Annotated in this window: 21 protein-coding genes; 13 read left to right on the forward strand and 8 right to left on the reverse strand. The window is 71.3% G+C overall.

Going from position 1 to position 22,690, the window contains the following annotated elements; all coding sequences use genetic code 11:
* Positions 1-28 precede the first annotated feature (28 nt).
* On the forward strand, positions 29-1,027 hold the full coding sequence (locus tag ABZ404_RS17815; protein ID WP_358834638.1) for a DUF5926 family protein: 999 nt from the start codon (positions 29-31) through the stop codon (positions 1,025-1,027).
* A 218-nt stretch (positions 1,028-1,245) separates the two neighbouring features.
* Here ABZ404_RS17815 and ABZ404_RS17820 read toward each other — a convergent pair whose 3' ends face one another.
* Together ABZ404_RS17820 and ABZ404_RS17825 are read right to left on the reverse strand one after the other, a co-directional pair.
* Complete coding sequence (locus ABZ404_RS17820; protein WP_358834639.1) at positions 1,246-1,896, reverse strand: hypothetical protein; 651 nt, start codon at positions 1,894-1,896, stop codon at positions 1,246-1,248.
* A gap of 192 nt (positions 1,897-2,088) precedes the next feature.
* The gene (locus ABZ404_RS17825; RefSeq protein ID WP_358834640.1) at positions 2,089-2,772 is read right to left on the reverse strand and encodes a bifunctional DNA primase/polymerase; all 684 of its coding nucleotides are present in this window, start codon (positions 2,770-2,772) and stop codon (positions 2,089-2,091) included.
* A 422-nt stretch (positions 2,773-3,194) separates the two neighbouring features.
* Here ABZ404_RS17825 and ABZ404_RS17830 point away from each other — a divergent pair, with 422 nt between their 5' ends.
* Together ABZ404_RS17830 and ABZ404_RS17835 are read left to right on the forward strand one after the other, a co-directional pair.
* A complete protein-coding gene (locus tag ABZ404_RS17830; protein WP_358834653.1) occupies positions 3,195-4,697 on the forward strand; it encodes a PP2C family protein-serine/threonine phosphatase in 1,503 nt (500 codons plus the stop codon).
* A gap of 101 nt (positions 4,698-4,798) precedes the next feature.
* Positions 4,799-6,265, forward strand: coding sequence for an aminopeptidase P family protein (locus ABZ404_RS17835; RefSeq protein ID WP_358834641.1), 1,467 nt, complete (start codon positions 4,799-4,801; stop codon positions 6,263-6,265).
* Between the two features lie 157 nt (positions 6,266-6,422).
* Here ABZ404_RS17835 and ABZ404_RS17840 read toward each other — a convergent pair whose 3' ends face one another.
* A complete protein-coding gene (locus ABZ404_RS17840; RefSeq protein ID WP_358834642.1) occupies positions 6,423-6,887 on the reverse strand; it encodes an ATP-binding protein in 465 nt (154 codons plus the stop codon).
* Between the two features lie 251 nt (positions 6,888-7,138).
* On the opposite strand from ABZ404_RS17840, the gene ABZ404_RS17845 reads away from it, so the two are divergent.
* From ABZ404_RS17845 to ABZ404_RS17885, 9 genes are all read left to right on the forward strand, one after another.
* Positions 7,139-7,987: a hypothetical protein gene (locus ABZ404_RS17845; RefSeq protein WP_358834643.1), complete on the forward strand. Its 849-nt coding sequence runs from the start codon at positions 7,139-7,141 to the stop codon at positions 7,985-7,987.
* Positions 7,988-8,104: 117 nt separating this feature from the next.
* Positions 8,105-8,848, forward strand: coding sequence for a YcnI family protein (locus tag ABZ404_RS17850; protein ID WP_358834644.1), 744 nt, complete (start codon positions 8,105-8,107; stop codon positions 8,846-8,848).
* 38 nt (positions 8,849-8,886) lie between these two features.
* Complete coding sequence (locus ABZ404_RS17855; protein WP_358834645.1) at positions 8,887-9,543, forward strand: SCO family protein; 657 nt, start codon at positions 8,887-8,889, stop codon at positions 9,541-9,543.
* A complete protein-coding gene (locus ABZ404_RS17860; RefSeq protein ID WP_358834646.1) occupies positions 9,540-9,998 on the forward strand; it encodes a copper chaperone PCu(A)C in 459 nt (152 codons plus the stop codon). Before ABZ404_RS17855 ends, ABZ404_RS17860 begins: the two co-directional genes overlap by 4 nt.
* A gap of 22 nt (positions 9,999-10,020) precedes the next feature.
* The gene (locus ABZ404_RS17865; RefSeq protein ID WP_358834647.1) at positions 10,021-11,940 is read left to right on the forward strand and encodes a copper resistance protein CopC; all 1,920 of its coding nucleotides are present in this window, start codon (positions 10,021-10,023) and stop codon (positions 11,938-11,940) included.
* Between the two features lie 11 nt (positions 11,941-11,951).
* Entirely contained in the window at positions 11,952-13,247 is a 1,296-nt protein-coding gene (efeB, locus tag ABZ404_RS17870) for an iron uptake transporter deferrochelatase/peroxidase subunit (RefSeq protein ID WP_358990541.1), read from the forward strand.
* A gap of 50 nt (positions 13,248-13,297) precedes the next feature.
* Positions 13,298-14,233: a prephenate dehydratase gene (gene pheA / locus ABZ404_RS17875; RefSeq protein ID WP_358834649.1), complete on the forward strand. Its 936-nt coding sequence runs from the start codon at positions 13,298-13,300 to the stop codon at positions 14,231-14,233.
* A gap of 550 nt (positions 14,234-14,783) precedes the next feature.
* Positions 14,784-16,073 carry a serine--tRNA ligase gene (serS, locus tag ABZ404_RS17880; protein WP_358834650.1) on the forward strand — a complete coding sequence of 430 codons (1,290 nt, stop codon included), beginning with the start codon at positions 14,784-14,786 and terminating at the stop codon, positions 16,071-16,073.
* Positions 16,070-16,891, forward strand: coding sequence for an HAD family hydrolase (locus ABZ404_RS17885; RefSeq protein ID WP_358834651.1), 822 nt, complete (start codon positions 16,070-16,072; stop codon positions 16,889-16,891). Before serS ends, ABZ404_RS17885 begins: the two co-directional genes overlap by 4 nt.
* 129 nt (positions 16,892-17,020) lie before the next feature.
* On the opposite strand, the gene ABZ404_RS17890 is transcribed toward ABZ404_RS17885, so the two are convergent.
* The 5 genes from ABZ404_RS17890 to ABZ404_RS17910 form a co-directional block, all read right to left on the reverse strand.
* On the reverse strand, positions 17,021-17,695 hold the full coding sequence (locus ABZ404_RS17890) for a rhomboid-like protein (RefSeq protein ID WP_358834652.1): 675 nt from the start codon (positions 17,693-17,695) through the stop codon (positions 17,021-17,023).
* A gap of 209 nt (positions 17,696-17,904) precedes the next feature.
* Positions 17,905-18,624: an ABC transporter permease gene (locus ABZ404_RS17895; protein WP_358831825.1), complete on the reverse strand. Its 720-nt coding sequence runs from the start codon at positions 18,622-18,624 to the stop codon at positions 17,905-17,907.
* A 17-nt stretch (positions 18,625-18,641) separates the two neighbouring features.
* Complete coding sequence (locus ABZ404_RS17900; protein WP_358831824.1) at positions 18,642-19,553, reverse strand: ABC transporter ATP-binding protein; 912 nt, start codon at positions 19,551-19,553, stop codon at positions 18,642-18,644.
* Positions 19,550-20,485 carry an ABC transporter permease subunit gene (locus ABZ404_RS17905; protein WP_358831833.1) on the reverse strand — a complete coding sequence of 312 codons (936 nt, stop codon included), beginning with the start codon at positions 20,483-20,485 and terminating at the stop codon, positions 19,550-19,552. Before ABZ404_RS17905 ends, ABZ404_RS17900 begins: the two co-directional genes overlap by 4 nt.
* 16 nt (positions 20,486-20,501) lie before the next feature.
* Positions 20,502-21,548, reverse strand: a complete 1,047-nt coding sequence (locus tag ABZ404_RS17910; protein WP_358831832.1) for an ABC transporter ATP-binding protein — start codon at positions 21,546-21,548, stop codon at positions 20,502-20,504.
* A 270-nt stretch (positions 21,549-21,818) separates the two neighbouring features.
* On the opposite strand from ABZ404_RS17910, the gene ABZ404_RS17915 reads away from it, so the two are divergent.
* Entirely contained in the window at positions 21,819-22,667 is an 849-nt protein-coding gene (locus tag ABZ404_RS17915; protein WP_358831823.1) for a M24 family metallopeptidase, read from the forward strand.
* Positions 22,668-22,690: the final 23 nt, after the last annotated feature.

Raw genomic sequence — 22,690 nt, forward strand, 5'->3', positions numbered from 1 at the left:
GCACCACCGCAGTCGGGAGAGCCACACCATGGCCAAGAAGCGCCCCCAGACGAAGGCCGCAGCGCCACAGCGCAAGAACGGGGCCGGCGCCGCAGGCGCTGATGTCGAGATTCCGGTCGTCGGAGCCCGCGAGCCCTGCCCGTGCGGCTCGGGCCGCCGCTACAAGGCGTGCCACGGCCGGGCCGCCTCGCACGCCGTGACCGAGCTGGTCCAGCGTCCGTTCGAGGGCCTGGCGGGCGAGTGCGACTGGGTCGCGCTGCGCGAGCTGGTGCCCGCCGCCACCGTCGAACTCACCCTCAAGGACGGCCTGCCCGAGGGCGTGCCGTCGGTGACGCTCGCGACCGTGCTGCCGATGGCGTGGCCCGCGCTGCGCCGTGACGACGGCTCGGTGCTGCTCGGCCTCCAGAACGACACGCCGTCCGGCGACATCAGCCGCGACCTCGCGGACACGCTCACGCGCGCGTTGACGGCCGAGCCTGGTACGCCGGTCGCCGCCCAGCGCGTCGACCCCCAGGGCCCCCGGCTCCAGGACCTGCTGGACCCGGCCGCCGCCTTCGAGCCCGCCGTGCACAGCGGGTTCGAGTTCTGGGTGCGGGGCGAAGAAGGCACGGAGAACGCCACTCCCGAGGTGACCGCCTCCCTGGAGCGCGCCAACGCCGCCGCCATCCCGACCGTACGGCTTACGTCGGTCGACTCGTCCTACTGGTGCGAGACGCCCGAGAAGAACCACCTGCGGTGGGTCATGCCGCACCCGGAGGAGCGCCTTCTGGACGCGCTCGCCCGGCTGCACGCGGCCGGCACCTCCTCGCTCGGCGAGGGCACCCGCCTGGTGGGCTCCTTCCGCGCGCACGGACTGACCGTCCCGGTCTGGGACCTGCCGAGCGCGATGACGGCCGAGGAGTGCGAGAAGCCGGCCGCCGCGTTCGCCGAGCGGCTGGCGGCGGCGCTGGCGGACGAGGCTCCGCTCACCCCGGACGAGCGCCGGGCGCGGGGCGGGCTCACCAACCGCCAGGTGACGTTGAGCTGAGCGTGACACTTTCTGTCACGGGACAGGTGACCCGCGTCACAACTCCCGGTAGTCGCAGATAAATCGGTGTCCGAATAACCGAGATCGAATTTGCGAATGACAGATCTCTTGTTACCGTTCTAAGAGCCCGGTCGCTGGTGCATCCCCCGTCGCCAGCGACCGGGCCCTTCCATTTCCTCTTCCGGTTCGCCGTATGCGCCCACGTGGCCGCTTGCCGCTCAACGAACCGTGGGTGCCGAGGAATTGACCGCCCCACCGTCGGGCGCATTGGACCCGGAACGCAGCAGCAGAGGCGCGTCCTGACTTGTTCCGGCGAACTCCGCGACCGCCGAGTACGCGCCAGGTTTTCCCCTCGCCGGTTCCCTCGGGGTCTCGCACACTCCGGGCTGATCTCCCGTGCCGACGGCGCAGTTCATCTGTACGGTGTGGGCGCCCGGCCCCATCAGAGTGAGCACGGAGCGCAACCGTCCGCCCGTGGCGTTGCGGTAGTAGGCGCGCGCCCAGGTGTCGCGCCCCTCGGTCAGCACACAGGTCTGTGCCTCGACGCCGTCGGGCGAGACGAGTTCGGGCCCGCAGTGGGCGGCCGGTTCGGCGGGCCCCCGCGCCACGCGCGCGTGGCCGGACGGCTTCGCGTCGCCCGGCACGGAGGGAAACCCCGATCCGGGCTCGGAGACGGAACCCGCATCCGGAGAGTCGGCCGCGGCCCGGCCGCGCGGACCGGGACGGGTGGCGTCGGACAGGGCGGGATCGCCGCCCGCCGACCCGGTGCCCGCCGGCTCCGGCTCCTCGACCTGGCCGGCCGAAGCCGCCAGCGGCAGCAGCACCGCGAACACCACCACGGCCCCGATACCGATCATGCGGAGGTTCACGGCGGCCCACCCATCCCAAGGAATTCCTGCGGTGGGCCGAAGATAGCGACGGAAAGCGGGCGCCCGGTCGTCCGCGCGCCCGTTTCCCGTACAACTGGGGCGCTCTCGCACCCGAACGAGTGACACCGGGTCCCGGCGGGAACTCGGCGCCCATCCCGTTCGCTGTCCTGGTAAGCGGACCGGGCCACCGGCTCAGTACGCGAGCCGGGACCCGCCGTCCGGTGCGCTGGTCGCCGCCGTGACCAGCGCGTCCACCACCGCCTCCACATCCGGCAGCCAGGGCCTGGCCGACCCCGGCAGCGGGGCCCGCTCCCAGCGCACCTGCCCCGTGCCCGTCTCGGACGGGGGCAGCACCAGATAGCCGCCCTCTCCGTGGAAGCGGAGTGAACTGGGCACCCAGTCCTTGGAGTAGAGGAGGTCACCCAGCCGTTCCAGCGAGTAAGGAGCGACCAGCAGCGACCACCGGGTGGGCGTCGCCACCACCGGGCCGAGCCGGATGCCCATGTCGTCGAGGACCGCGAGCGCCCGCGCCCCCGAGACGGCCGGGAGGCTCACCGCGCACGGCGCTCTGCCGCCCGTGGCGAGGAGCACCGGGGCGGCCGGGCGGTTGGTCCACCACCAGCGCACCAGGCGCTCGTCGGTCGACGCCGCCAGGAGGCCGGGGTCGAAGGGGTGCGCCCCCGGGACGGCGCACTCGGGGTCGGGACAGGCACAGCCGCGGTCCCGGCCGCCGCGGCCCTTGGCCGTCGTCAGTCCGACACCTGGAAGTACGGGCCATTTCCACTCGGTCGCGCAGGTCAGCGCGGCGCCAAGCCGAGCAGCCGTTTCACTGCGCCGGAACCTGAGCCTGCGTCGCCTTCCGAGGATCTCGCGCATGAGCGCTCGTTCCTTTCCGTTGAACGCCGAGGTCCACATCACACCATGTGTGCATCACTTCACTGCGCGTACATGATCGTTGAGCTCTGCGAGCCTGCGGTACGGGTAACCCGTCAGGACCGAGCGGGGGCTGTGACCATTAAAAGCATGGCGAGGGGTGGCGTGCGCGTGGCGCTTGCTGTCCCTTGTGCAAAAACCCCGCCACTCGGGGATGGGGCGCGGCCGTCGGTTGCTAAGACGCCCTGGCCCGCCGCCGGGTTCCGGGACACCGTCAACTGCCCCTGGCCATCACCGAGTACGTACCCAGCCCGCTCGATATGACGCGCTCTTGAATGCCCTCAGTCGACCCCAGAGATGGGCCACAGGGGGCAATTTTCCGCCAAGTTGAACACCCCCTGGACACCAATAATCTCGCCATGACAATGCTGGACATCCCCTTACTTGTGCGTGTACATCTGGATGCATTGATGGCGGCGCAGATTGACATGGGGGTTTGCGATGCTATTGAGCGAAACCGACCGGTCGGAAAGCCGACTGCCATGAGCGCCCCGCACCTGCCGAAAGTGGCTGGAATCGATCCATCCGTTCCGCCTCCCGCGCACACTTCCGCGCCTCTGCCCCCATCCGCCCCCACCGCCTCCGCAGCCCCGGGCGTGGCGATCCAGGACCGGCTGGCCGGGTGGGTCTCCGACCTGACCACCCTGCACGAACTGACCGAGCGCCTCGCCCGCACCTCCGTGCTCGACGAAGCTCTCGACGAATTGCTGCGGGCGGGTGCCGCGCTGGTCGGCGCGCGCCGCGGGCTGATCGTCCTGGAGCCCGCCGACGGACTGGGCCCGGCCGTCACCACCGGTCTCGGTCTCGCCCACGCCGACCTCGGCCACATCGAGACGGTCCCGCGCAGCGCCACCCCGTACGGCAGGATCCTCGACGGCCTGCCCGGCGCCGACGGCGGCTCCGACCTGGTCGGCGAGGCGGCCGGCGGCCACACCCCCGACCCGCGCCACCGCGAGGTCGCCACCCGGATCGGCTACGCGGCCAGCTACACGCTGCCCCTGACGACCGACGCGGGCGTCCGCCTCGGCGCGGTGGTGTGGCTCTACGACGAGCCCGCCGAGCCGGCCGAGCGCCGCCGCCATCTCATCGGGCTCTATCTGGGCCAGGCCGCCGAGCACGTCGACCGGCTGGTCGAGCTGGACCGTGCGCGCACCCGGCTCGCCACCGTCACCGAGGAGCTGCTGCCCAGCCGGCTCCCCCGGGTGGCCCGGGTGCGGCTCGCCGCCCGCCACCGCACCGGCCCGCGCGGCGGCGGCGACTGGTACGACGCGCTGCCGCTGCCCGAGGGCGCGCTCGGCCTCGCGGTCGGCTCCGTCACCGGGTCGGGGCCCAGCGCCGTCGCCGCGATGGGGCGGCTGCGCGCCAGCCTGCGGGCGTACGCGGTGATGGAGGGCGAGGACCCGGTCGCCGTCCTCTCCGACCTGGAGCTGCTGCTGCGGCTGACCGAGCCGGCCCGTTCGGCGACCGCGCTCTTCGCGTACTGCGAACCCGCGCGCGGAAAGATCGTGCTCGCCGGGGCCGGGCACGCGCCGCCGCTGATCGTCGGCGAGCGCCGCACCGAGTACGTGGAGACCTCCCTCTCCGCGCCGCTGGGGATGCTCGCGTGCTGGGAGGCGCCGAGCGTGGAGATCCAGCCCGCGGCCGGAGAAACGGTGCTGCTGTACACCGACGGGCTGCTCCACCGCACCGGCGATCCGATGGACCGGGCCTTCGCCCGCCTCCACGCGGCCGCCGCCAGCGTCCCGAGGGCCGCCCGCGACGACCCGGACGCGATCGCCGACCACGTGCTGCGGACCGTGCTGCCGGACGGGCTCGACGCCTCGGACGGCGGCGAGGACGTGGTGCTGCTGGCGGCCCGTTTCGCGTAGCGGCCGCCTACGGGGTGTAACAGGTCCTACGGCCCTGGACCCCTTCCCACCCGCCCGTACGATGGACGGAGGTCCAATGTCGTACTAAGTGGAGGCAGACCGTGGCCGAGCAGCTCACCCCGGAGACCCCGGAAGAGTCGGAAGAGCAGCCGATCAAGCAGCGCAAGAACGGCCTGTACCCGGGCGTGTCCGACGAGCTGGCCGAGAACATGAAGTCCGGCTGGGCCGACACCGAGCTGCACGGGCTGGAGCCGATCGCCCAGGCCGCGCACACCGCCGACCGCCGCGCCGCGCTGTCCGCGCGCTTCCCCGGCGAGCGTCTGGTGATCCCCGCGGGCAACCTGAAGACCCGCTCGAACGACACCGAGTACAGCTTCCGGGCCTCCACCGAGTACGCGTACCTCACCGGTGACCAGACCCAGGACGGCGTGCTGGTCCTGGAGCCCAGGGGCGACGGCCACGAGGCGACCGTCTACCTGCTGCCGCGCTCCGACCGGGAGAACGGCGAGTTCTGGCTGGACGGCCAGGGCGAGCTGTGGGTCGGCCGGCGCCACTCGCTGAGCGAGGCCGAGCAGCTGCTCGGCATCCCGGCCAAGGACGTCCGCGAGCTGGCCGCCGCGCTCAAGGAGGCCACCGGTCCGGTCCGCGTGGTCCGCGGCCACGACGCCGGCATCGAGGCCGCGCTCACGGACAAGGTCACCGCCGAGCGCGACGAGGAACTGCGGGTGTACCTGTCGGAGGCGCGCCTGGTGAAGGACGCCTTCGAGGTCGCCGAGCTGCGCAAGGCCTGCGAAGCCACCGCGCGCGGCTTCGAGGACGTCGTCAAGGTGCTCGACAAGGCCGAGGCGACCAGCGAGCGCTACATCGAGGGAACGTTCTTCCTGCGCGCCCGCGTCGAGGGCAACGACATCGGCTACGGCTCGATCTGCGCGGCCGGCCCGCACGCCACCACCCTGCACTGGGTGCGCAACGACGGCCCCGTGCGCGCGGGCGAGCTGCTGCTGCTCGACGCCGGTGTCGAGACCAACGAGCTCTACACCGCGGACGTGACGCGCACGCTGCCGATCAACGGCACGTTCTCGCCGCTCCAGCGGAAGATCTACGACGCGGTGTACGAGGCCCAGGAGGCCGGTATCGCGGCGGTGAAGCCGGGCGCCCCCTACCGCGCCTTCCACGACGCCGCCCAGCGCGTCCTGGCCGAGAAGCTCGTCGAGTGGGGCCTGTGCGGTGACCTGGACGTGGAGAAGGTCCTGGAGCTGGGCCTCCAGCGCCGCTGGACCCTGCACGGCACCGGCCACATGCTCGGCATGGACGTCCACGACTGCGCCGCCGCGCGCACCGAGACGTACGTCGCGGGCGACCTGGAGCCCGGTATGTGCCTCACGGTCGAGCCGGGGCTGTACTTCCAGGCCGACGACCTGACCGTGCCCGAGGAGTACCGGGGCATCGGTGTGCGGATCGAGGACGACATCCTCGTGACCGAGGACGGCAACGAGAACCTGTCGGCCTCGCTGCCCCGCCGCTCCGACGAGGTCGAGGCGTGGATGGCCCGCGTCAAGCAGGGCTGACGCCCGGAGCCCCGCCACACCGGGGCCCCGCTACGTACGTAGTACGCGCGAGTGCGCTCCCGCACCCGCTCTACGTATACGTGAGTGCCGCGGCGAAACCGGCCGCTCCCCGTGCGCGGGGAGCGGCCGCGCCGCGTCCGCCGCTTCCGGGGCGTGCTCACGAGGCGTGGAGGAGGGCACCTTCACGCCATTTCAGGATCTTGTCGAAGCTCACCACGGCGCCTCTGCCCGGCCGGTTGCCGAAGTGGACGTGGTCGGCGAGCTGTTCGATCAGGCAGAGCCCTCTGCCGTGCTCCGCCATGGTGGAGCCCAATGTGCTGTTCATCCGTGCTGCGGTGCGACGGCCTCGTCGTACGGGAAAGCCCGGCCCCGAGTCGGCGACCTCGATACGGCATTTCTCGCCATCCAGATACGCGGTCACCCGGTACGCCGCCGAGGTGCCGGACCCTTCGTCCCCTCCGTGTTCGACCGCGTTCGCACACGCTTCGCCGAGTGCGACCGAGAGGTCGTAGGAGATGTCCGGATCGACGCCCGCGGTCTCCATGGTGCCGAGCAGTAGACGACGTGCGAGCGGGACGCTCGCGGCCTCGCGCCGCAAATGGAGTGACCACCAGATGCTCATGCTCCGGCCTCCTGGTTGCGGCTCGACATACCCCTACGTATTGCCGTAACCCCCGCTCCGTAAGCACGGACTTGACGGGATAGCGCTCATTCGGCGGATGTGTGCCCTCCCGTCGCCGGTGTATGGACGCGGTACTCGCTCACCCGTCCGGTTTCCGGACAGCCGGGGACGGATGTGATCATCACAGGAATTCGGCACCTTGTGGACCTGCCGTACGGGACGGGGAGGGCTGGTGCGATGATGGCCCCGCCATGTCTGCCCGACACGCCCGACACACCGACGCAGGCGCCGGTCTCCGGCTGCTGAGGGCCGCGCTCTTCGCCGCGGTCTGCGTCGTGCTGTCCGCGCTCGGGCACGTCCTGGCCGCCTGTGCGACCGTCCCGTGGTGGACGCTGCTCGCCGGGTTCCTCGGGGTCTTCGCGCTCGCCTCGGTGCTCGCCGGCCGGGAGCGCTCGCTGCCGTCCATTGCGGGCGCCCTGGCCGCCGGACAGCTCGCCCTGCACGTCCTGTTCGGCATCGGCCAGCACACCGCGGCCGCCGCCACCGCCCGGCCCACCGGGGACGTCTCGCTGCTGCGGCTCGCCGCCAAGCTGGTCTGCGGCCCGGCCGCGACGGCCCGGCTGACGGCCTCGGACGCGCGACGGATCGTCACCGAAGCGGGCCTGCGCCCGCCTTCGGGGGCCCTCCCCGCTCCGCACGGCTCCATGACGGGCATGACCCCTATGCCCGGAATGACCGATTCTGCCTCGACGCACGGCGTCCTGGCCGGACTGCTCCCCTCGCTGCCCATGCTCCTCGGCCACCTGCTGGCCGCGCTGCTGACGGGCTGGCTGCTGCGGCGCGGCGAGGCGGCGCTCTTCGCCCTGGCGCGGCTCTCCGCCCAGGCCGCCACCGCCGCGGCCGAGGGGGCCTGCGTCCGCTCGCTGCGGGCCGCCGTCGCGTTCGTCACGGCGCTGCTGGCCGGTCTGCCCGGGGTTCCCGGAAACGGCCCCGGCCTCCCGGCGGCCCGTCTCGCCATCCCCCTGCCGAAGGCCGGGGAGGCACTCCAGCACTCGGTGATCAGGCGCGGGCCGCCCTCGGCGTACGCCCTCGCAGTCTGACGCGGCCCACTTCGTCACGGAGACGACACCCGTCCCGGGAGTGGCCCGCGGGGTCCGCGCGCATCCGTGCGCCGGACCGTCCTCACCCACCTCCCTGCTGACCGGAGTGTCCCAGCCATGAACGTTTCCCGCCGTTTCACCGTCGCCGGTGCCGTCGCCGCCTCGTCCGTCCTGATGCTGGCCGGCCCGGCCTTCGCGCACGTCAGCGTGCAGCCCGAGGGCGCGGCCGCGAAGGGCGGCTACGCCGTCGTCAACTTCAAGGTGCCCAACGAGCGCGACAACGCCCAGACCGTGAAGCTGGAGGTCAGCTTCCCGGCCGACCACCCGCTGGCGTCGGTGCAGCCCGAGGCGCTGCCCGGCTGGACCGTCGAGGTCACCAAGTCCAAGCTCGACAAGCCGCTGACCGTGCACGGCAAGCAGATCAACGAGGCCGTCACCAAGGTGACCTGGAGCGGCGGCAAGATCGAGTCCGGCTACTTCCAGAAGTTCCCGCTCTCCGTCGGCCCGCTGCCCACCGACACCGACAAGCTCGTCTTCAAGGCCGTCCAGACGTACAGCAACGGCGAGGCCGTCCGCTGGATCGAGGAGCAGAAGCAGGGCGCCGAGGAGCCGGCGAACCCGGCGCCGGTGCTCACCCTCTCCGCCGCCTCCGCCGACCACCACGGCGGTGCCGCGCCCGCGTCCGACGACAAGAAGGACGACATGGCCGGGCACGACGACAAGAAGAGCGAGAACTCCGCGGCCTCGTCGGACTCCAAGGACAGCGACAACACCGCGCGTGCCCTGGGCATCGTGGGCATCGTCATCGGCGTGCTCGGGGTGGCCTTCGCCGCGTTCGCGGTGCGCCGCCGGGCCGCGTGATCCCGCCAGGCCCCTCCCTGCGACCGGAAACTCTCCCCATGCGCACCAAGTACGTGCCGTCCGCCATCGCGTTCGCGGTGGCGGCGGCGCTCACCCTGACCGCGTGCGGCGGCAGCGACGACAAGGCCACGAGCCCCGTCACCGATGTCTCCGCCGACACCAGCAAGAAGGCCGGCACCGTGCTCGACCGGCCGTTCACCAAGCCGGACTTCGTCCTGACCGACACCCAGGGCAAGAAGTTCGACTTCCGTGAGCGGACCAAGGGCAGGCCGACCCTCATCTACTTCGGCTACACCCACTGCCCCGACGTGTGCCCGCTGACGATGAGCAACATCGCCATCGCCAAGAAGCGCCTGCCCAAGGCCGACCAGGACAAGCTCCAGGTCGTCTTCGTGACCACCGACCCCGAGCGGGACACCCCCGACTCCCTCGGCAAGTGGCTCACGGCGCAGGACCCGTCGTTCATCGGCCTGACCGGTGACTTCCCGACCATCCAGGCCGGGGCCCGCTCGATCGGCATCGGTATCGACCCGGCGACGAAGGACAAGGACGGGAAGGTCGTGTCCATGCACGGCGCCCAGGTCATCGCCTTCTCACCGAAGACCGACCAGGGGTACGTCCTGTACGGCGACACCACCACCGCGGAGGACTACACCCAGGACCTGCCGAAGATCATTCTTGGAGAGAACCCGTGAACCGCCGCACCACCCTCGCCGCCGTCATAGCCCTCACCGCGGGGCTCGCGCTGGCGGGCTGCTCGTCGGACAGCTCCGACGCCGAACCCGACCTGAAGATCGGCCAGGCGTTCATGCCGGAGCCGCTGAACGCGGACATGGCCGGCGGCTTCCTCGTCGTGAAGAACGAGGGCAAGGCCGCCGACAAGCTCACCAAGGTCACCAGCCCCCTCGCCGACGACGTCACGATCCACGAGACGAAGAACCAGAAGATGCGGGAGGTGAAGTCCTTCGACGTCCCCGCGGGCGGCGAGCTGGACCTCGAACGCGGTGGCAGCCACATCATGTTCATGGGTCTGAAGAAGAAGCCGAAGCAGGGCGAGAAGGTCTCCATCGAGCTGCACTTCGAGAAGGCCGGCCGGGTCGAGGTCGACCTGCCGGTCAAGGAAACCACCTACAACCCGAAGCACCACTGAGGGATGAGGGACTGAACAGACGATGACGGCCACCGCCCCACGCTTCGGAACCGCCCTGGCCCGGCTGCTGCTCGTCGCGGCCGCCCTGCTCGGCGCGGTGTTCGCGACCGCGGCCCCCGCCTCGGCGCACGCCGCGGTCACCGCGACCAACCCGAAGGACGGGTCGGTGGTCGCCACCGCCCCCGAGGACGTCGACATCACGTTCTCCGAGCAGGTCGCCATGGACAACAAGTCCATCCGGGTCCTCGACCCGAACGGCAAGCGCGCCGACACCGGCGAACTGCTCAACCTGTGCAGCGGCTCCGTCGTGAAGTACGGAGTGAACCTGCGCGAAGGGCTGCCCAAGGGCACCTACACCGTGGCCTGGCAGGCCGTCTCGGCCGACAGCCACCCGGTCGCGGGCGCCTTCACGTTCTCCATCGGCGCCCCGTCCAAGACCACCGTCTCGCTGTCCTCGCCGGACGTCGGTGGCGGTCTGGTCGGCGCGCTGTACGACACCATGCGCTACGCCGCGTACGCCGGCTTCATCCTCTTCACCGGCGGCGGCGCGTTCGTCCTCGCCTGCTGGCAGCGCGGCGCCTCGGTGCGCCCGGTGCAGCGCCTCGTCGTCGGCGGCTGGCTGACCATGACCGCGGCCACCATCGCGCTGCTGCTCCTGCGCACCCCCTACACCGGCTCCGGACAGCTCGCGGACGCCTTCGACCTGGACGGGCTCAAGGCGGTCCTCCAGACCAAGTCGGGCGCCGCGCTCAGCTCCCGGCTGCTGCTGCTCAGCGCCGCCGCGCTCTTCATCTCCGTACTGTTCGGGGCGTTCGCCAAGCGCGAGGACGAGGAGAAGAAGGACCTCACCTACGGGCTCGCCGTCGGCGGCTTCGTGGTGGCCGCCGGTATCGCCGCCACCTGGGCGCTCGCCGAGCACGCCTCGACCGGCATCCAGACCGGGCTTGCGATGCCCGTCGCGGTGCTGCACCTGCTGTCCGTGGCGACCTGGCTGGGCGGACTCGCGACCCTCCTGGTGGCGCTGCATCTGACGCCCGCGGTGGAGCGGTCGGCGGTGCGGCGGTTCTCCCGGATCGCCTTCTGGAGCGTGACCGTCCTGGTGGCGACCGGCCTCTACCAGGCGTGGCGGCAGGTCGGCTCCTGGTCCGCGCTGACCGGGACCGGCTATGGACAGCTGCTGCTCGTCAAGGGCGGGCTGGTCGCCGTACTGCTGTCCGCCGCGTACGTCTCGCGGCGCTGGACCGGGCAGCTCACCGAGCACGCGGCGCCCGAGGCGGAGGCGGCCACGGTCGTCGAGGAGCTGGCGCGGTCCGCCGAGGAGCCCAAGCCGGTGACCGTGCCGGACGACGCCGCGGACCCGGCCGACCGCAAGCGCGCCCAGCAGCTGGCCCGCCAGCGGGCGGCCATCACGGTCGCGCGCGAGAAGCGCATCCGCGACGCCGACCCGGAGCGCTCGGGGCTGCGGCGCTCGGTGCTCACCGAGGCCGGGATCGCGGTGGCGGTGCTCGCCGTGGCGACGATCCTGTCGTCGACCGAGCCGGGGCGTACGCAGGAGACGGCGGCCGCCGCCCAGGCGACCAGCCAGGTGGCCGTGCCGGACCGGCCGATCAGCATCCGGATCCCCTTCGACACCGGCGGCAAGAACGGCAAGGGCACGATCCGCCTCACCCTGGACCCGGGCCGCACCGGCGCCAACGAGCTGCACGTGTGGACGGACGACGCCGCGGCCGGGCCGCTGGACGCGCCCGAGGTGAAGGTGGCGTTCACGCTGACCGCCAAGGCGATCGGCCCGCTGCCCGTCACGCCCGAGCGCATCACCCGGGGACACTGGAGCGCGAGCGGTGTGCAGCTCCCGATGCCCGGCGAGTGGCAGGTGTCGGTGACGGTACGGACGTCCGACATCGACCAGGTCACCGTCGACAAGAACATCAAGATCGGCTGAGTACGGATCACATGACCGACCACATGACCGACCCCGTGTCGGACCAGATCAACGACCACGCTCCGAGCGCCGGCGCGCCTGCCGCGCTGACCCGCCGGCGCCTCCTCGGCACGGTGGGCGCGGCGGGTGCGGCCGGTGTCGCGCTGGGCGCGACGGGCGGCGCGCTCGTCCACGCCGCGGTCGAGTCGGACGGCTCGGGTGCTCCCGAGCTGTCCTCGGTCGGCACCGCCGAGGTCGCGTTTCACGTGAAACATCAAGCGGGGATCGCCACTCCGGTTCAGGCGTGCGGCCATCTGATCGCCTTCGACCTCGCACCCGGCGCCGGGCGCAAGGAGGCGGCCGCGCTGATGCGCCGCTGGTCGGCCACGGCGAAGGCGCTGATGGCGGGCGAGACGACGGGCGCGGACACCGGGATCGCCCTGGACGCGGGCCCGTCCTCGCTCACCGTCACGTTCGGCTTCGGCCGTACCTTCTTCGACCGTACGGGCCTGGTGGCGCAGCGCCCGGCCGAGCTGGACCCGCTGCCGGACTTCTCCTCCGACCGCCTGGACGCCAAGCGCTCCCACGGCGATCTGTGGGTGCAGATCGGCGCGGACGACGCCCTGGTCACCTTCCACGCGCTGCGGGCGCTCCAGAAGGACGCGGGGGCCGCGGCCCGGGTGCGCTGGCAGATGAACGGCTTCAACCGCACCCCCGGCGCCACGAAGAAGCCGATGACGGCCCGCAACCTGATGGGCCAGATCGACGGCACCGGCAACCCGAAGCCCACCGACCCCGACTTCGAGAAGCGGATCTTCGTCCCGGACAGCGGTAAGCCGGCCTGGATGGCGAACGGCTCGTACGCGGTGGTGCGCAGGATCAGGATGCTGCTCGACGACTGGGAGAAGGTGCCGCTCGCCCAGCAGGAGCAGGTGATCGGCCGCAGGAAGACGGACGGCGCCCCTCTTTCGGGGGGTACGGAGACCACCCCGATGCGGCTCGACGCGTTCGGCCCGGACGGCAAGCTCGTCATCCCGGACAACGCGCACGCCCGGATCTCCGCCCCCGAGCAGAACGGTGGCGCGGCGATGCTGCGGCGCGCCTTCTCGTACCACGACGGGATCTCGGCGGACGGCGTACCGGACGCGGGCCTGCTGTTCATCGCCTGGCAGGCCGACCCGCTGCGCGGCTTCGTACCCGTCCAGCGCAAGCTCGACCGGGGCGACGCGCTGTCGGCGTTCATCCGGCACGAGGCGAGCGGTCTGTTCGCGGTCCCCGGCGGCCCGCGCGCGGGCGAGTACGTGGGCCAGCTGCTGTTGGAGTCCTGACCTCCCCGTGGGCCCCTCGCCGGTGGCGGCGGGCCATTAGGGTGACGGGTATGTCCGCCACGCGATACACCTATCTGGGTCCCGAAGGCACCTTCACCGAGGCCGCGCTGCGCACGCTGCCGGAGGCGGCGACCCGTGAGCTGGTGCCGATGGTGTCCGTGCCCGCCGCACTCGACGCGGTACGCAACGGGGAGGCCGCCGCCGCCCTCGTACCGATCGAGAACTCGGTGGAGGGCGGGGTCACCGCGACCCTGGACGAGCTGGCCTCGGGCGAGCCCCTGATGATCTACCGCGAGGTGCTGCTGCCGATCGCGTTCGCGCTGCTGGTGCGGCCGGGGACGAAGCTGTCCGACATCAAGACGGTGACCGGGCATCCGGTGGCCCAGCCGCAGGTGCGCAACTGGCTGCGCGGGCATCTGCCCGAGGCGCTGTGGGAGTCGGCCGCCTCCAACGCGGACGGGGCACGCCTGGTCCAGGAGGGGCGCTTCGACGCGGCGTTCGCGGGCGAGTTCGCCGCGGCGACGTACGGCCTGGAGCCGCTGGTCACCGAGATCCACGACGCGGAGAACGCCGAGACCCGGTTCGTCCTGGTGGGCCGCCCGGCCCGGCCCGCGGCGCCGACCGGGGCGGACAAGACGTCGGTGGTGATCTGGCTGGGCGACGACCGTCCGGGCGCGCTGCTCGAACTGCTCCAGGAGTTCGCCGTGCGCGGGGTCAACCTGATGCTGATCCAGTCCCGGCCGACCGGCGAGGGCATCGGCAACTACTGCTTCGCGGTGGACGCCGAGGGCCACATCTCGGACCGGCGCGTGGGCGAGGCGCTGATGGGGCTGAAGCGGATCTGCCCGAACGTGCGCTTCCTCGGTTCGTACCCGCGTGCGGGCGTCGCGGTGGACGAGGTGCGCACCCTGCGGCCGGGGACCTCGGACGCCGAGTTCGTGGCGGCGGCGGAGTGGCTGGCGCGCAGCCAGGACGGCCGGGCCTGAGCCCTGCACGGCCGGTCCTACCTGCTGATTTTCACTGTCCACAAAGTTATCCACAGGCTTTCTTCTCGACCTGTGGGTAAGTCGACAACACAACCGGACAGAGTCGACAAATCCCTCTAGCGATGACTCATCCGTCCACAGAAGACCAGGGCGGGCGATGTCACCCCAATTCCATTGATCAACTCTTTAGAGCGAGCAATTCCCACCCGAAAGAGTGCGTAAGGGAGGGTTGAACCGGGAATCCTTGGCCGCACACCCGGCCCGGAAGAGGGGTTCGCCGCTGGTCCACAGCGACTCCCCACACCCTGTGGATAACTTTTCCGCTCCGCACCCCACTGTGGACAAGTTCCTTGGGGCGCAAGGGAGTCCGGTCAACCGAAGTCCGTAAAGCACCCCTTTTCAGGGGAAAGGACGGGCTTTATTGACGGCCACCCCTGAATTTCTCCACCAGATTTCTCAATACGGTCAATTCGGGCAAACCGACACGCGGGGCAGACGTGGCGGGGATATCCGGTGGGGTGCCAGGGATCCGCACCGGTAGCCTTGAGGGGTGATTGACCTTCGCCTGCTCCGTGAGGACCCCGACCGTGTTCGCGCCTCCCAGCGCGCCCGTGGAGAGGACGTCGCACTCGTCGACGCCCTGCTCTCAGCCGACGAGCGGCGCAGGTCGTCCGGCGTCCGCTTCGACGAGCTGCGCTCCGAGCAGAAGGCGCTCGGCAAGCTGATCCCCAAGGCCTCGCCCGAGGAGCGCACCGAGCTCCTGCGGAAGGCCGAGCAGCTCAAGACCGACGTCCGAAGCGCCGAGGCCGAGCAGAACGAGGCGGACGAGGCGGCCAAGCGGCTCCTGCTCCAGCTCGGCAACATCGTCCACGAGGACGTGCCGGTCGGCGGCGAGGAGGACTTCGTCGTCCTGGAGACGCACGGCACCATCCGCGACTTCGCGGCCGAGGGCTTCGCGCCCAAGGACCACCTGGAGCTCGGCGAGGCGCTCGGCGCCATCGACGTCGAGCGCGGCGCGAAGGTCTCCGGCTCGCGCTTCTACTACCTGACGGGTGTCGGCGCGCTCCTGGAGCTCGCCCTCGTCAACGCGGCGATCGCGCAGGCCACCGAGGCCGGCTTCATCCCGATGCTCACCCCCGCGCTGGTCCGCCCGCGCGCCATGGAGGGCACCGGCTTCCTCGGCCAGGCCGCGGAGAACGTGTACCACCTGGAGAAGGACGACTACTACCTGGTCGGCACCTCCGAGGTCCCGCTCGCCGCGTACCACATGGACGAGATCATCGACGCGGAGAAGCTGCCGCTGCGCTACGCGGGCTTCTCGCCGTGCTTCCGCCGCGAGGCCGGTACGTACGGCAAGGACACCCGGGGCATCTTCCGCGTCCACCAGTTCGACAAGGTCGAGATGTTCTCGTACGTCCACCCGGACGACGCGGAGAACGAGCACAAGCGGCTCCTGGACTGGGAGAAGCAGTGGCTGACCGGCCTCGAACTGCCCTTCCAGGTGATCGACGTCGCCACCGGTGACCTCGGCGCCTCGGCCTCGCGCAAGTACGACTGCGAGGCGTGGATCCCCACCCAGGGCAAGTACCGCGAGCTGACCTCGGCCTCCAACTGCGACGGCTTCCAGGCCCGCCGCCTGTCCGTGCGCATGCGCGACACCAGCGACGGCAAGAGCAAGGTCCAGCCGCTGGCCACGCTGAACGGCACGCTCTGCGCGGTGCCGCGCACGATCGTGGCGATCCTGGAGAACCACCAGCAGGCCGACGGCTCGGTGCGGGTCCCGGCCGTGCTCCGCCCGTACCTGGGCGGCCGCGAGGTGCTGGAGCCCCTCGCCAAGTGAGCACCGCCCCGGGAAAGCCCCTCCCGTACAAGCTGATCGCCACCGATCTGGACGGGACGCTGCTGCGCTCCGACGGGACGGTCTCCCGGCGCACCCGTGAGGCGCTCGCCGCGGCCACCGCGGCGGGCGCGGCCCACATCGTGGTGACCGGCCGTGCGGTGCCCTGGACCCGGCACATCCTGGACGACCTGGACTACCGGGGCCTCGCGGTGTGCGGGCAGGGCGCGCAGGTCTACCACGCGGGCGAGCACCGGCTGCTCACCTCGGTGACGCTGGACCGCCAGCTGGCGGGGCTCGCGCTGTCGAAGATAGAGGCCGAGGTGGGCCCGCTGGCGCTGGCCGCGAGCCGCGACGGGCTCGACGGCGAGGTGCTGGTCGGCCCCGGCTACCGGGTCCAGGAGGGCCCGCTGCCGGTCGTCGCCTTCGACGAGGTCGGCGCGTTGTGGTCGGCACCGCTGAACAAGGTCTACATCCAGCACCCGCGGCTCGGCGACGACGAGCTGGCGCGGATCGCCCGCCAGGTCGTCGGCAGCCTGGTCGACGTGGTGATGGCCGGCGAGGGCGTGGTGGAGCTGCTTCCGCTGGGTCTGAGCAAGGCGACGGGCCTGTCGCTCGCCGCACGCCGGCTGGGCTGCCGCAAGACGGACACCATCGCGTTCGGCGACATGCCCAACGACATCCCGATGTTCGCCTGGGCCGAGCACGGGGTGGCCATGGCCAACGCCCACGACGAGCTGAAGGCCGTCGCCCACGAGGTCACGGCGTCCAACGACGACGACGGGATCGCGGTGGTACTGGAGCAGTTGCTGGGCGCGTGAGCCCGCCCGGGCAACGTGCGAAGCCAGCGGATGTAAGGGGCGTCCACCATAGGTGGACGCCCCTTACCGATCCCCGTACCCCAAGGTGACCCGCGCCGAGGCGCGCTCGAAGTGGTCGCCCTGGGGCCCTCAACCACTGTGCACCGCACGCCCGTTCGGAGCCACTGATTTACCCCGGGTCAGGGGCCAGCAGGCCAGTCCGACGGCCAGCGAGACGGCGTGCCCGATGTCCGTGTAGGTGCCCCCGGTCAGCAGCGGCACGCCGAAGAACGCGACCACGCACACCAGGTAGCACCACCGCCACGGCCCCGGCAGCCGGTACATCAGCAGCCCCGCCGACGCGGCGAGCCCGTAGCTGACCCCGATGTCCACGACGTGCACCATCCGCCTGGGCACCTCGTGGTTGCGGATGCTCCACAGCACCATCTCCTGGCTGATCAGCGTGGCCGCGACATGCGCTCCGGCGACCGCGGCCACCCACCGCACCGTGCCGATCCAGCGCTCCACGGGCGCGTGCACGAGCTCGAAGAGGACGAGGTAGAGCAGGAACGAGGACGGGTTCTCGATCCAGAAGGCGCTGGTGAACAGCGACTGGGCGGGGTGCTGCGTGAGCTCGTGGATGTTGCTGCTGTTGCGGTGCAGCAGATAGTGCCCGAGGTCGCGGCTGGAGAGTTCGAGGACGACGCTGGTGATCGCGATGACCAGCAGCCAGAGGTGCGTCCCCGGCGAGGAGCGCACCCAGGCCCGCACCGGCCGGGCCGGCTCGGGGGGCCGGCGCGTGCCCGGACCGCGAAGCGTCGTCATCCCTCGATGATGGCCCGGACCGGCCCGAGGAGGCGCGGCGGTGAGGCGGGTGGACGAACAGGGCGGCGCCCGGCCGGAGGGGCCCCGGGGGCCTGTCCGGCCGGGCGCCGCTGCGGACCTCCGCCGCGGTTACGGGCCTCAGCGGCCAGTTCCGCCTCAGCCGCGGTTCCGGACCCCGGCCGTACCCGGACCTCGGCCGCCCCCGTGGATCACTCCTCCCCGGCCAGCTTCAGCGTCCGCAGCTTCTGGCCCGCGTACCAGGTCGCCAGGACCGTGACCGCGCTCAGCAGGACGACCGCGGCGGGCAGGCCCACGTCCGAGGTGATGAAGCCGTTGGTGCCGATCCGCTCCGCGAGGGCGAGCGACCACTGCTGGACGCTCAGCGTGCGCGCGCCCGGCACCAGGTTGCCGAAGAGGCTCTCCCAGACCAGCGCGTAGACCAGGCCGAAGACCACCGCGTGCCGGGTGACCGTGCCGAGCAGCAGGAAGACCGCCGCGTACGCGATGGAGGCGACCAGCGCGGCGACCGTGTAGGCGATGGCGATCTGCTGGCCGTTGCCGTTGAGGATCATTCCGGCGACGAAGGTGGGGACGGCCGAGAAGACCATGGTCACCGCGATCGCCACGATCAACTTGGTGAAGATGATCGTCGGCCGTTTCACCGGCTTGGCCAGCAGATAGACGATCGAGCCGTCGTCGATCTCGGGCCCAATGGCGCCGGTGCCCGCGATGACGCCGATCAGCGGGACCATCGTGGCCAGCGCGAAGCCGCCCAGGAGGTTGGCCGCGACCTGGTCGTCGGCGCCGCTGAAGGACCGTACCGCCGCCGCGATGACGATCAGCAGCACCGGCAGCACGCAGAGGATGGCGGCCCGGCGGCGGCCTAGCAGGGCCCGGTAGGTGAGCCGGGCGACTGTGGGGTTGTACATGACGCTCACAGCTCCTTTCAGGCCGCTACGAGGTAGGAGAAGACGGATTCGAGCGACTCGTCGGACGGCGAGACCGTCAGCAGACGGATGCCGTGCGCCTGCGCGACCTGCGGGAGCAGGGTCGTGAACCGCCCGAAGTCGACCGCCTGGACGCGCAGCGCGCCCTCCTTGAGGTCCACCTCGATTCCGGCCGTCGAGGGGTCGGCGATCAGCGCGGCGGCGAGCGCGCGGTCGTCGCTGGAGCGGATCAGATAGCGGTGCGGCCGGTCGGTCATCAGCCGGCGGATTTTGCGGAAGTCACCGCTCGCCGCGTGCCGCCCGGCCACGATCACCTCGATGTGCGCGGCGAGCTGCTCGACCTCCTCAAGGATGTGCGAGGAGAACAGGACCGTACGGCCCTCGGCGCCCATCCGCCGCAGCAGCTCCATCAGCTGCATGCGCTGGCGCGGGTCCATGCCGTTGAACGGCTCGTCGAGCAGCAGCACCGACGGGTCGTGGACCAGCGCGGACGCCATCTTCACGCGCTGGCGCATGCCCTTGCTGTACGTCTGGATCTTGCGGTCCTGCGCGTACTCCATCTCGACCGTGGCGAGCGCCCGCTGGGCCTCCTTCGCCCCGAGCCCGTGCAGTTCGGCGTTGGCGACGACGAACTCGCGGCCGGTCAGGAAGTCATACATCGCCTCCCGCTCGGGGACGATGCCGATCCGCCGGTAGACGTCCTCGTTGCGCCAGATGGGGCGCCCGTCGAGCGTCACGCTCCCCGTGGAGGGGGCGAGGAAGCCGCCCATCATGTTGATGAGCGTGGACTTCCCGGCGCCGTTGGGGCCGAGCAGTCCGGTCACACCGGGGCCGATCGACATGGTGACGTCGTTGACGGCCACCACGTTGCCGAACCAGCGCGAGGTGTGGTCGATGTCGATGGTCGTCACAGCCCGACCTTCCGATAGCGGCGCATCAGGACGGCGTACGAGCCGGCGATCAGCGCGAGGACGACGAGGAGATAGACCGCGCCTGCCCCGGTGCCCGGTCCCTCACGCCCCGGGAACGCCGAGGTCGCGCCGAGGAAGGCGGTCTGCACTCCGTCGATGAGCGTGATGGGGGAGAAGAGCCCGAACCACTTGATGGCCCCGGTGGACTGCTGGTCGAAGGCGACGCCCTGGATCGCGGAGACCGCCCCGTAGGAGATGGTCAGCACCGCGATGACGGCGGCGACACCGAAGCCGCGGCGCGGGGTGAGCGCCGAGACGACGAGGCCGATGCCGGCGAACAGGAGCGAGAGCAGTGCCACGGATACCAGTCCCTGGGCGAACCCCTTGGTCTGGTCCGCGAAGTCGAGTTTGGCGAGCAGCGCGCCGACGTAGAGCACGACGAGCGGTGCCGCGGTGAGGACGAACAGCGCCGACGCCATCGCCGCGAACTTGGCGAGCACGTAGTCCACGCGCTCGATGGGGCGCGAGAAGTACAGCGGCACGGTCCGGAAGCGCAGGTCGCGCGAGACGGTCTGGGGGGCCTGCGCGGCGATGAACAGGCCGATGACGGCCTGCATCAGGATCGCGTTGCGCGTGTAGTCCACCGGCAGGTCGTTGGCCTTGGTGGCGACGGCGACCGCGACCATGATGGCCGCGGGCAGGCACATCACCGCGAAGAGCAGCATCGGCAGCACCTTGGACTTGGCGCTGCGGCCCAGTCCGTACGCCCCGCGCAGCGACTGCGAGAAGAGCGAGCGCCGTGCGTACGCCCGGCCCAGCCGCGGCCCGTCGTAGCCGCGGTAGCCGATGTTGTGGATCTGGGTCTGGGCCGTCTGGTTCGGGCCCGACTGGTTCGGGCTCGGCTGGTTCCGGCCCGGCTGGTCCTGTGTCATCCGCGTCCCTGCGGTCTCAGCTGCCATGGGTGCCGCCTCCGTTCTGCTGCGCGGCGGCGGTCGCCCCCGCGGCGGGAGGCCGCTGATCGAACACAGCGGCGGCGCTCTCGGGGGCCGGCTCCGCCGCCTGCGCCGGGGTCTTGAAGACCTCGGCGATGTGGTGGCGGCGCTGCTCCATCCGGACGAGCCCGAGGCCGAGGCCGGCGACGGTGTCGCGCACCACGTCGTACGTCTCCTCGCCGGCCGCCTCCACCAGCAGGATGTGTCCGGCGCCCGGCAGGCCCGCCTCCACGCCCGCGTGGAGCGTGACCCCGGCCGCGACGAGCGCGCCGCGCACGGCCTCGGTGCCGTCCGGGTGCGCGTCGGAGTCGGTGACCTCGACGGCGAGGGTGGTGGTGGTCTGGGTGAAGTCGCTGGTGGAGCTGGACCGCAGCAGCTTGCCGCCGTCGATGACCACCACGTGGTCACAGGTGCGCTCCAGCTCGCCCAGGAGGTGCGAGGTGACCAGGACGGAGATGCCGAAGTCGGTGTGGATACGGCGGATCAGGCCGAGCATCTCGTCACGGCCGACCGGGTCGAGGCCGTTGGTCGGCTCGTCCAGCAGGACCAGTTGGGGGTCGTGGACGAGCGCCTGCGCCAGCTTGACGCGCTGCTTCATACCCGTCGAGTAGCCGCCGATCGGACGGTACCGCTCCTCGTAGAGGCCGACGTGGCGCAGGGTGTCGGCGGTGCGCTCACGGGCGGCGGTCACCGGAAGGCCCGACATCCGCGCCATGTGCACGACGAACTCGGTGGCCGAGACGTCGGGCGGCAGGCAGTCGTGCTCCGGCATGTAGCCGACGCGCTCGCGGATCGCCCCGCCGCTGGTGGCCACGTCGAGTCCGAGCACCGCGGCGGTGCCCTCCGTGGCCGGGGAGAGGCCGAGGAGGATCTTGATCAACGTCGACTTGCCGGCTCCGTTGGCACCCACCAGGCCGGTCACACCGGGCCCGATGTCCAAGGAGAGCCGGTCAAGCGCGGTCACCCGGGGGAACCGCTTGCTCAGGCTTTCGGTCGCGATCACATTCACCCTTCGACGGTAGTGGCGCAGCCCACACCGATCGTCAGACCAGGCGGCTGGATCCATGTCCGACTCCAGAGGTACGCGCCCCCCACGTGCCCCCTACGGAAGAGGGACGGGCATCAGGGGCTCGCCGACGATCGGGGGACGGAGTTGTCCACAACGCCTCCGTCGTCCACAGGCAGGGCCAGAACCCTTGACGTAGCCGCCGGGCATTGTCACATTCATCAGTGTCAAGTTACGCACGCGTACGGCGACAGGGGTGTGGGCGCGATGCCAACGGCGGTAGGGACGGAACCCGACGCGCGGCTCAGCGGGTTCAGGGAAGTGCAGCGGCTCGCCTATGCGTGCGCGGAGGCCGTCGCGGCCCAGCTCAAGCCGGGTGTGACGGAGCGCGAAGCGGCCCGGATGCAGCGGGAGTGGCTGCGCGAGCGCGGCGTACGGGACTGGTTCCATCTGCCGTTCGCCTGGTTCGGGGACCGGACGGCGTTCGTGAACTTCCGCGTCCCGCTCCAGTTCTTCCCCACCAGCCGGCGGCTGGAGGCGGGGATGCCGTTCATCCTCGACATGGCCCCGGTCTACAAGGGCTTCACGGCCGACATCGGCTACTCGGGCTGTCTGGGCCTCAACCCGGTGCACGACCGGCTCCTCGCGGATCTGGAGGCGCACCGCGCGCTCATCCTGCGGGAGGTCCGCGAACGGCGGCCGCTGCGCGAGATCTACGAGAACGTGGACCGGCTCATGGTCCGCCAGGGCTACGCCAACCGCCACCGCGCCTACCCGTTCGGCGTGATCGCCCACAAGGTCGACCAGGTCAAGGAGCGCCGCTGGTCGCCGCACCTCTTCGGGTTCGGCACCCAGTCCCTCAAGGGCCTGGCGAGCGACGCGCTGCACGGCCACCGCGACGGCTGGTCGCCGCTGTGGAGCCCCTACAAGTTCTCCGACCACCCGCCCCGGCCGGGGCTGTGGGCGGTCGAGCCGCACCTCGGATTCCGGGGTACGGGCGCGAAGTTCGAGGAGATCCTGGTCGTCACCGACTCCAGGGACCCCGAACAGAGCGCTTTCTGGCTGGACGACGACCTGCCGCATGTGCGGCGCTGGGCCGAGGAGAAGGCGGCGTGAGCGTGGGAGAGCGGACGGACAAC

Origin of the sequence: Streptomyces sp. NPDC005878 (assembly GCF_040629815.1) — a bacterium.
Lineage (GTDB): Bacteria > Actinomycetota > Actinomycetes > Streptomycetales > Streptomycetaceae > Streptomyces.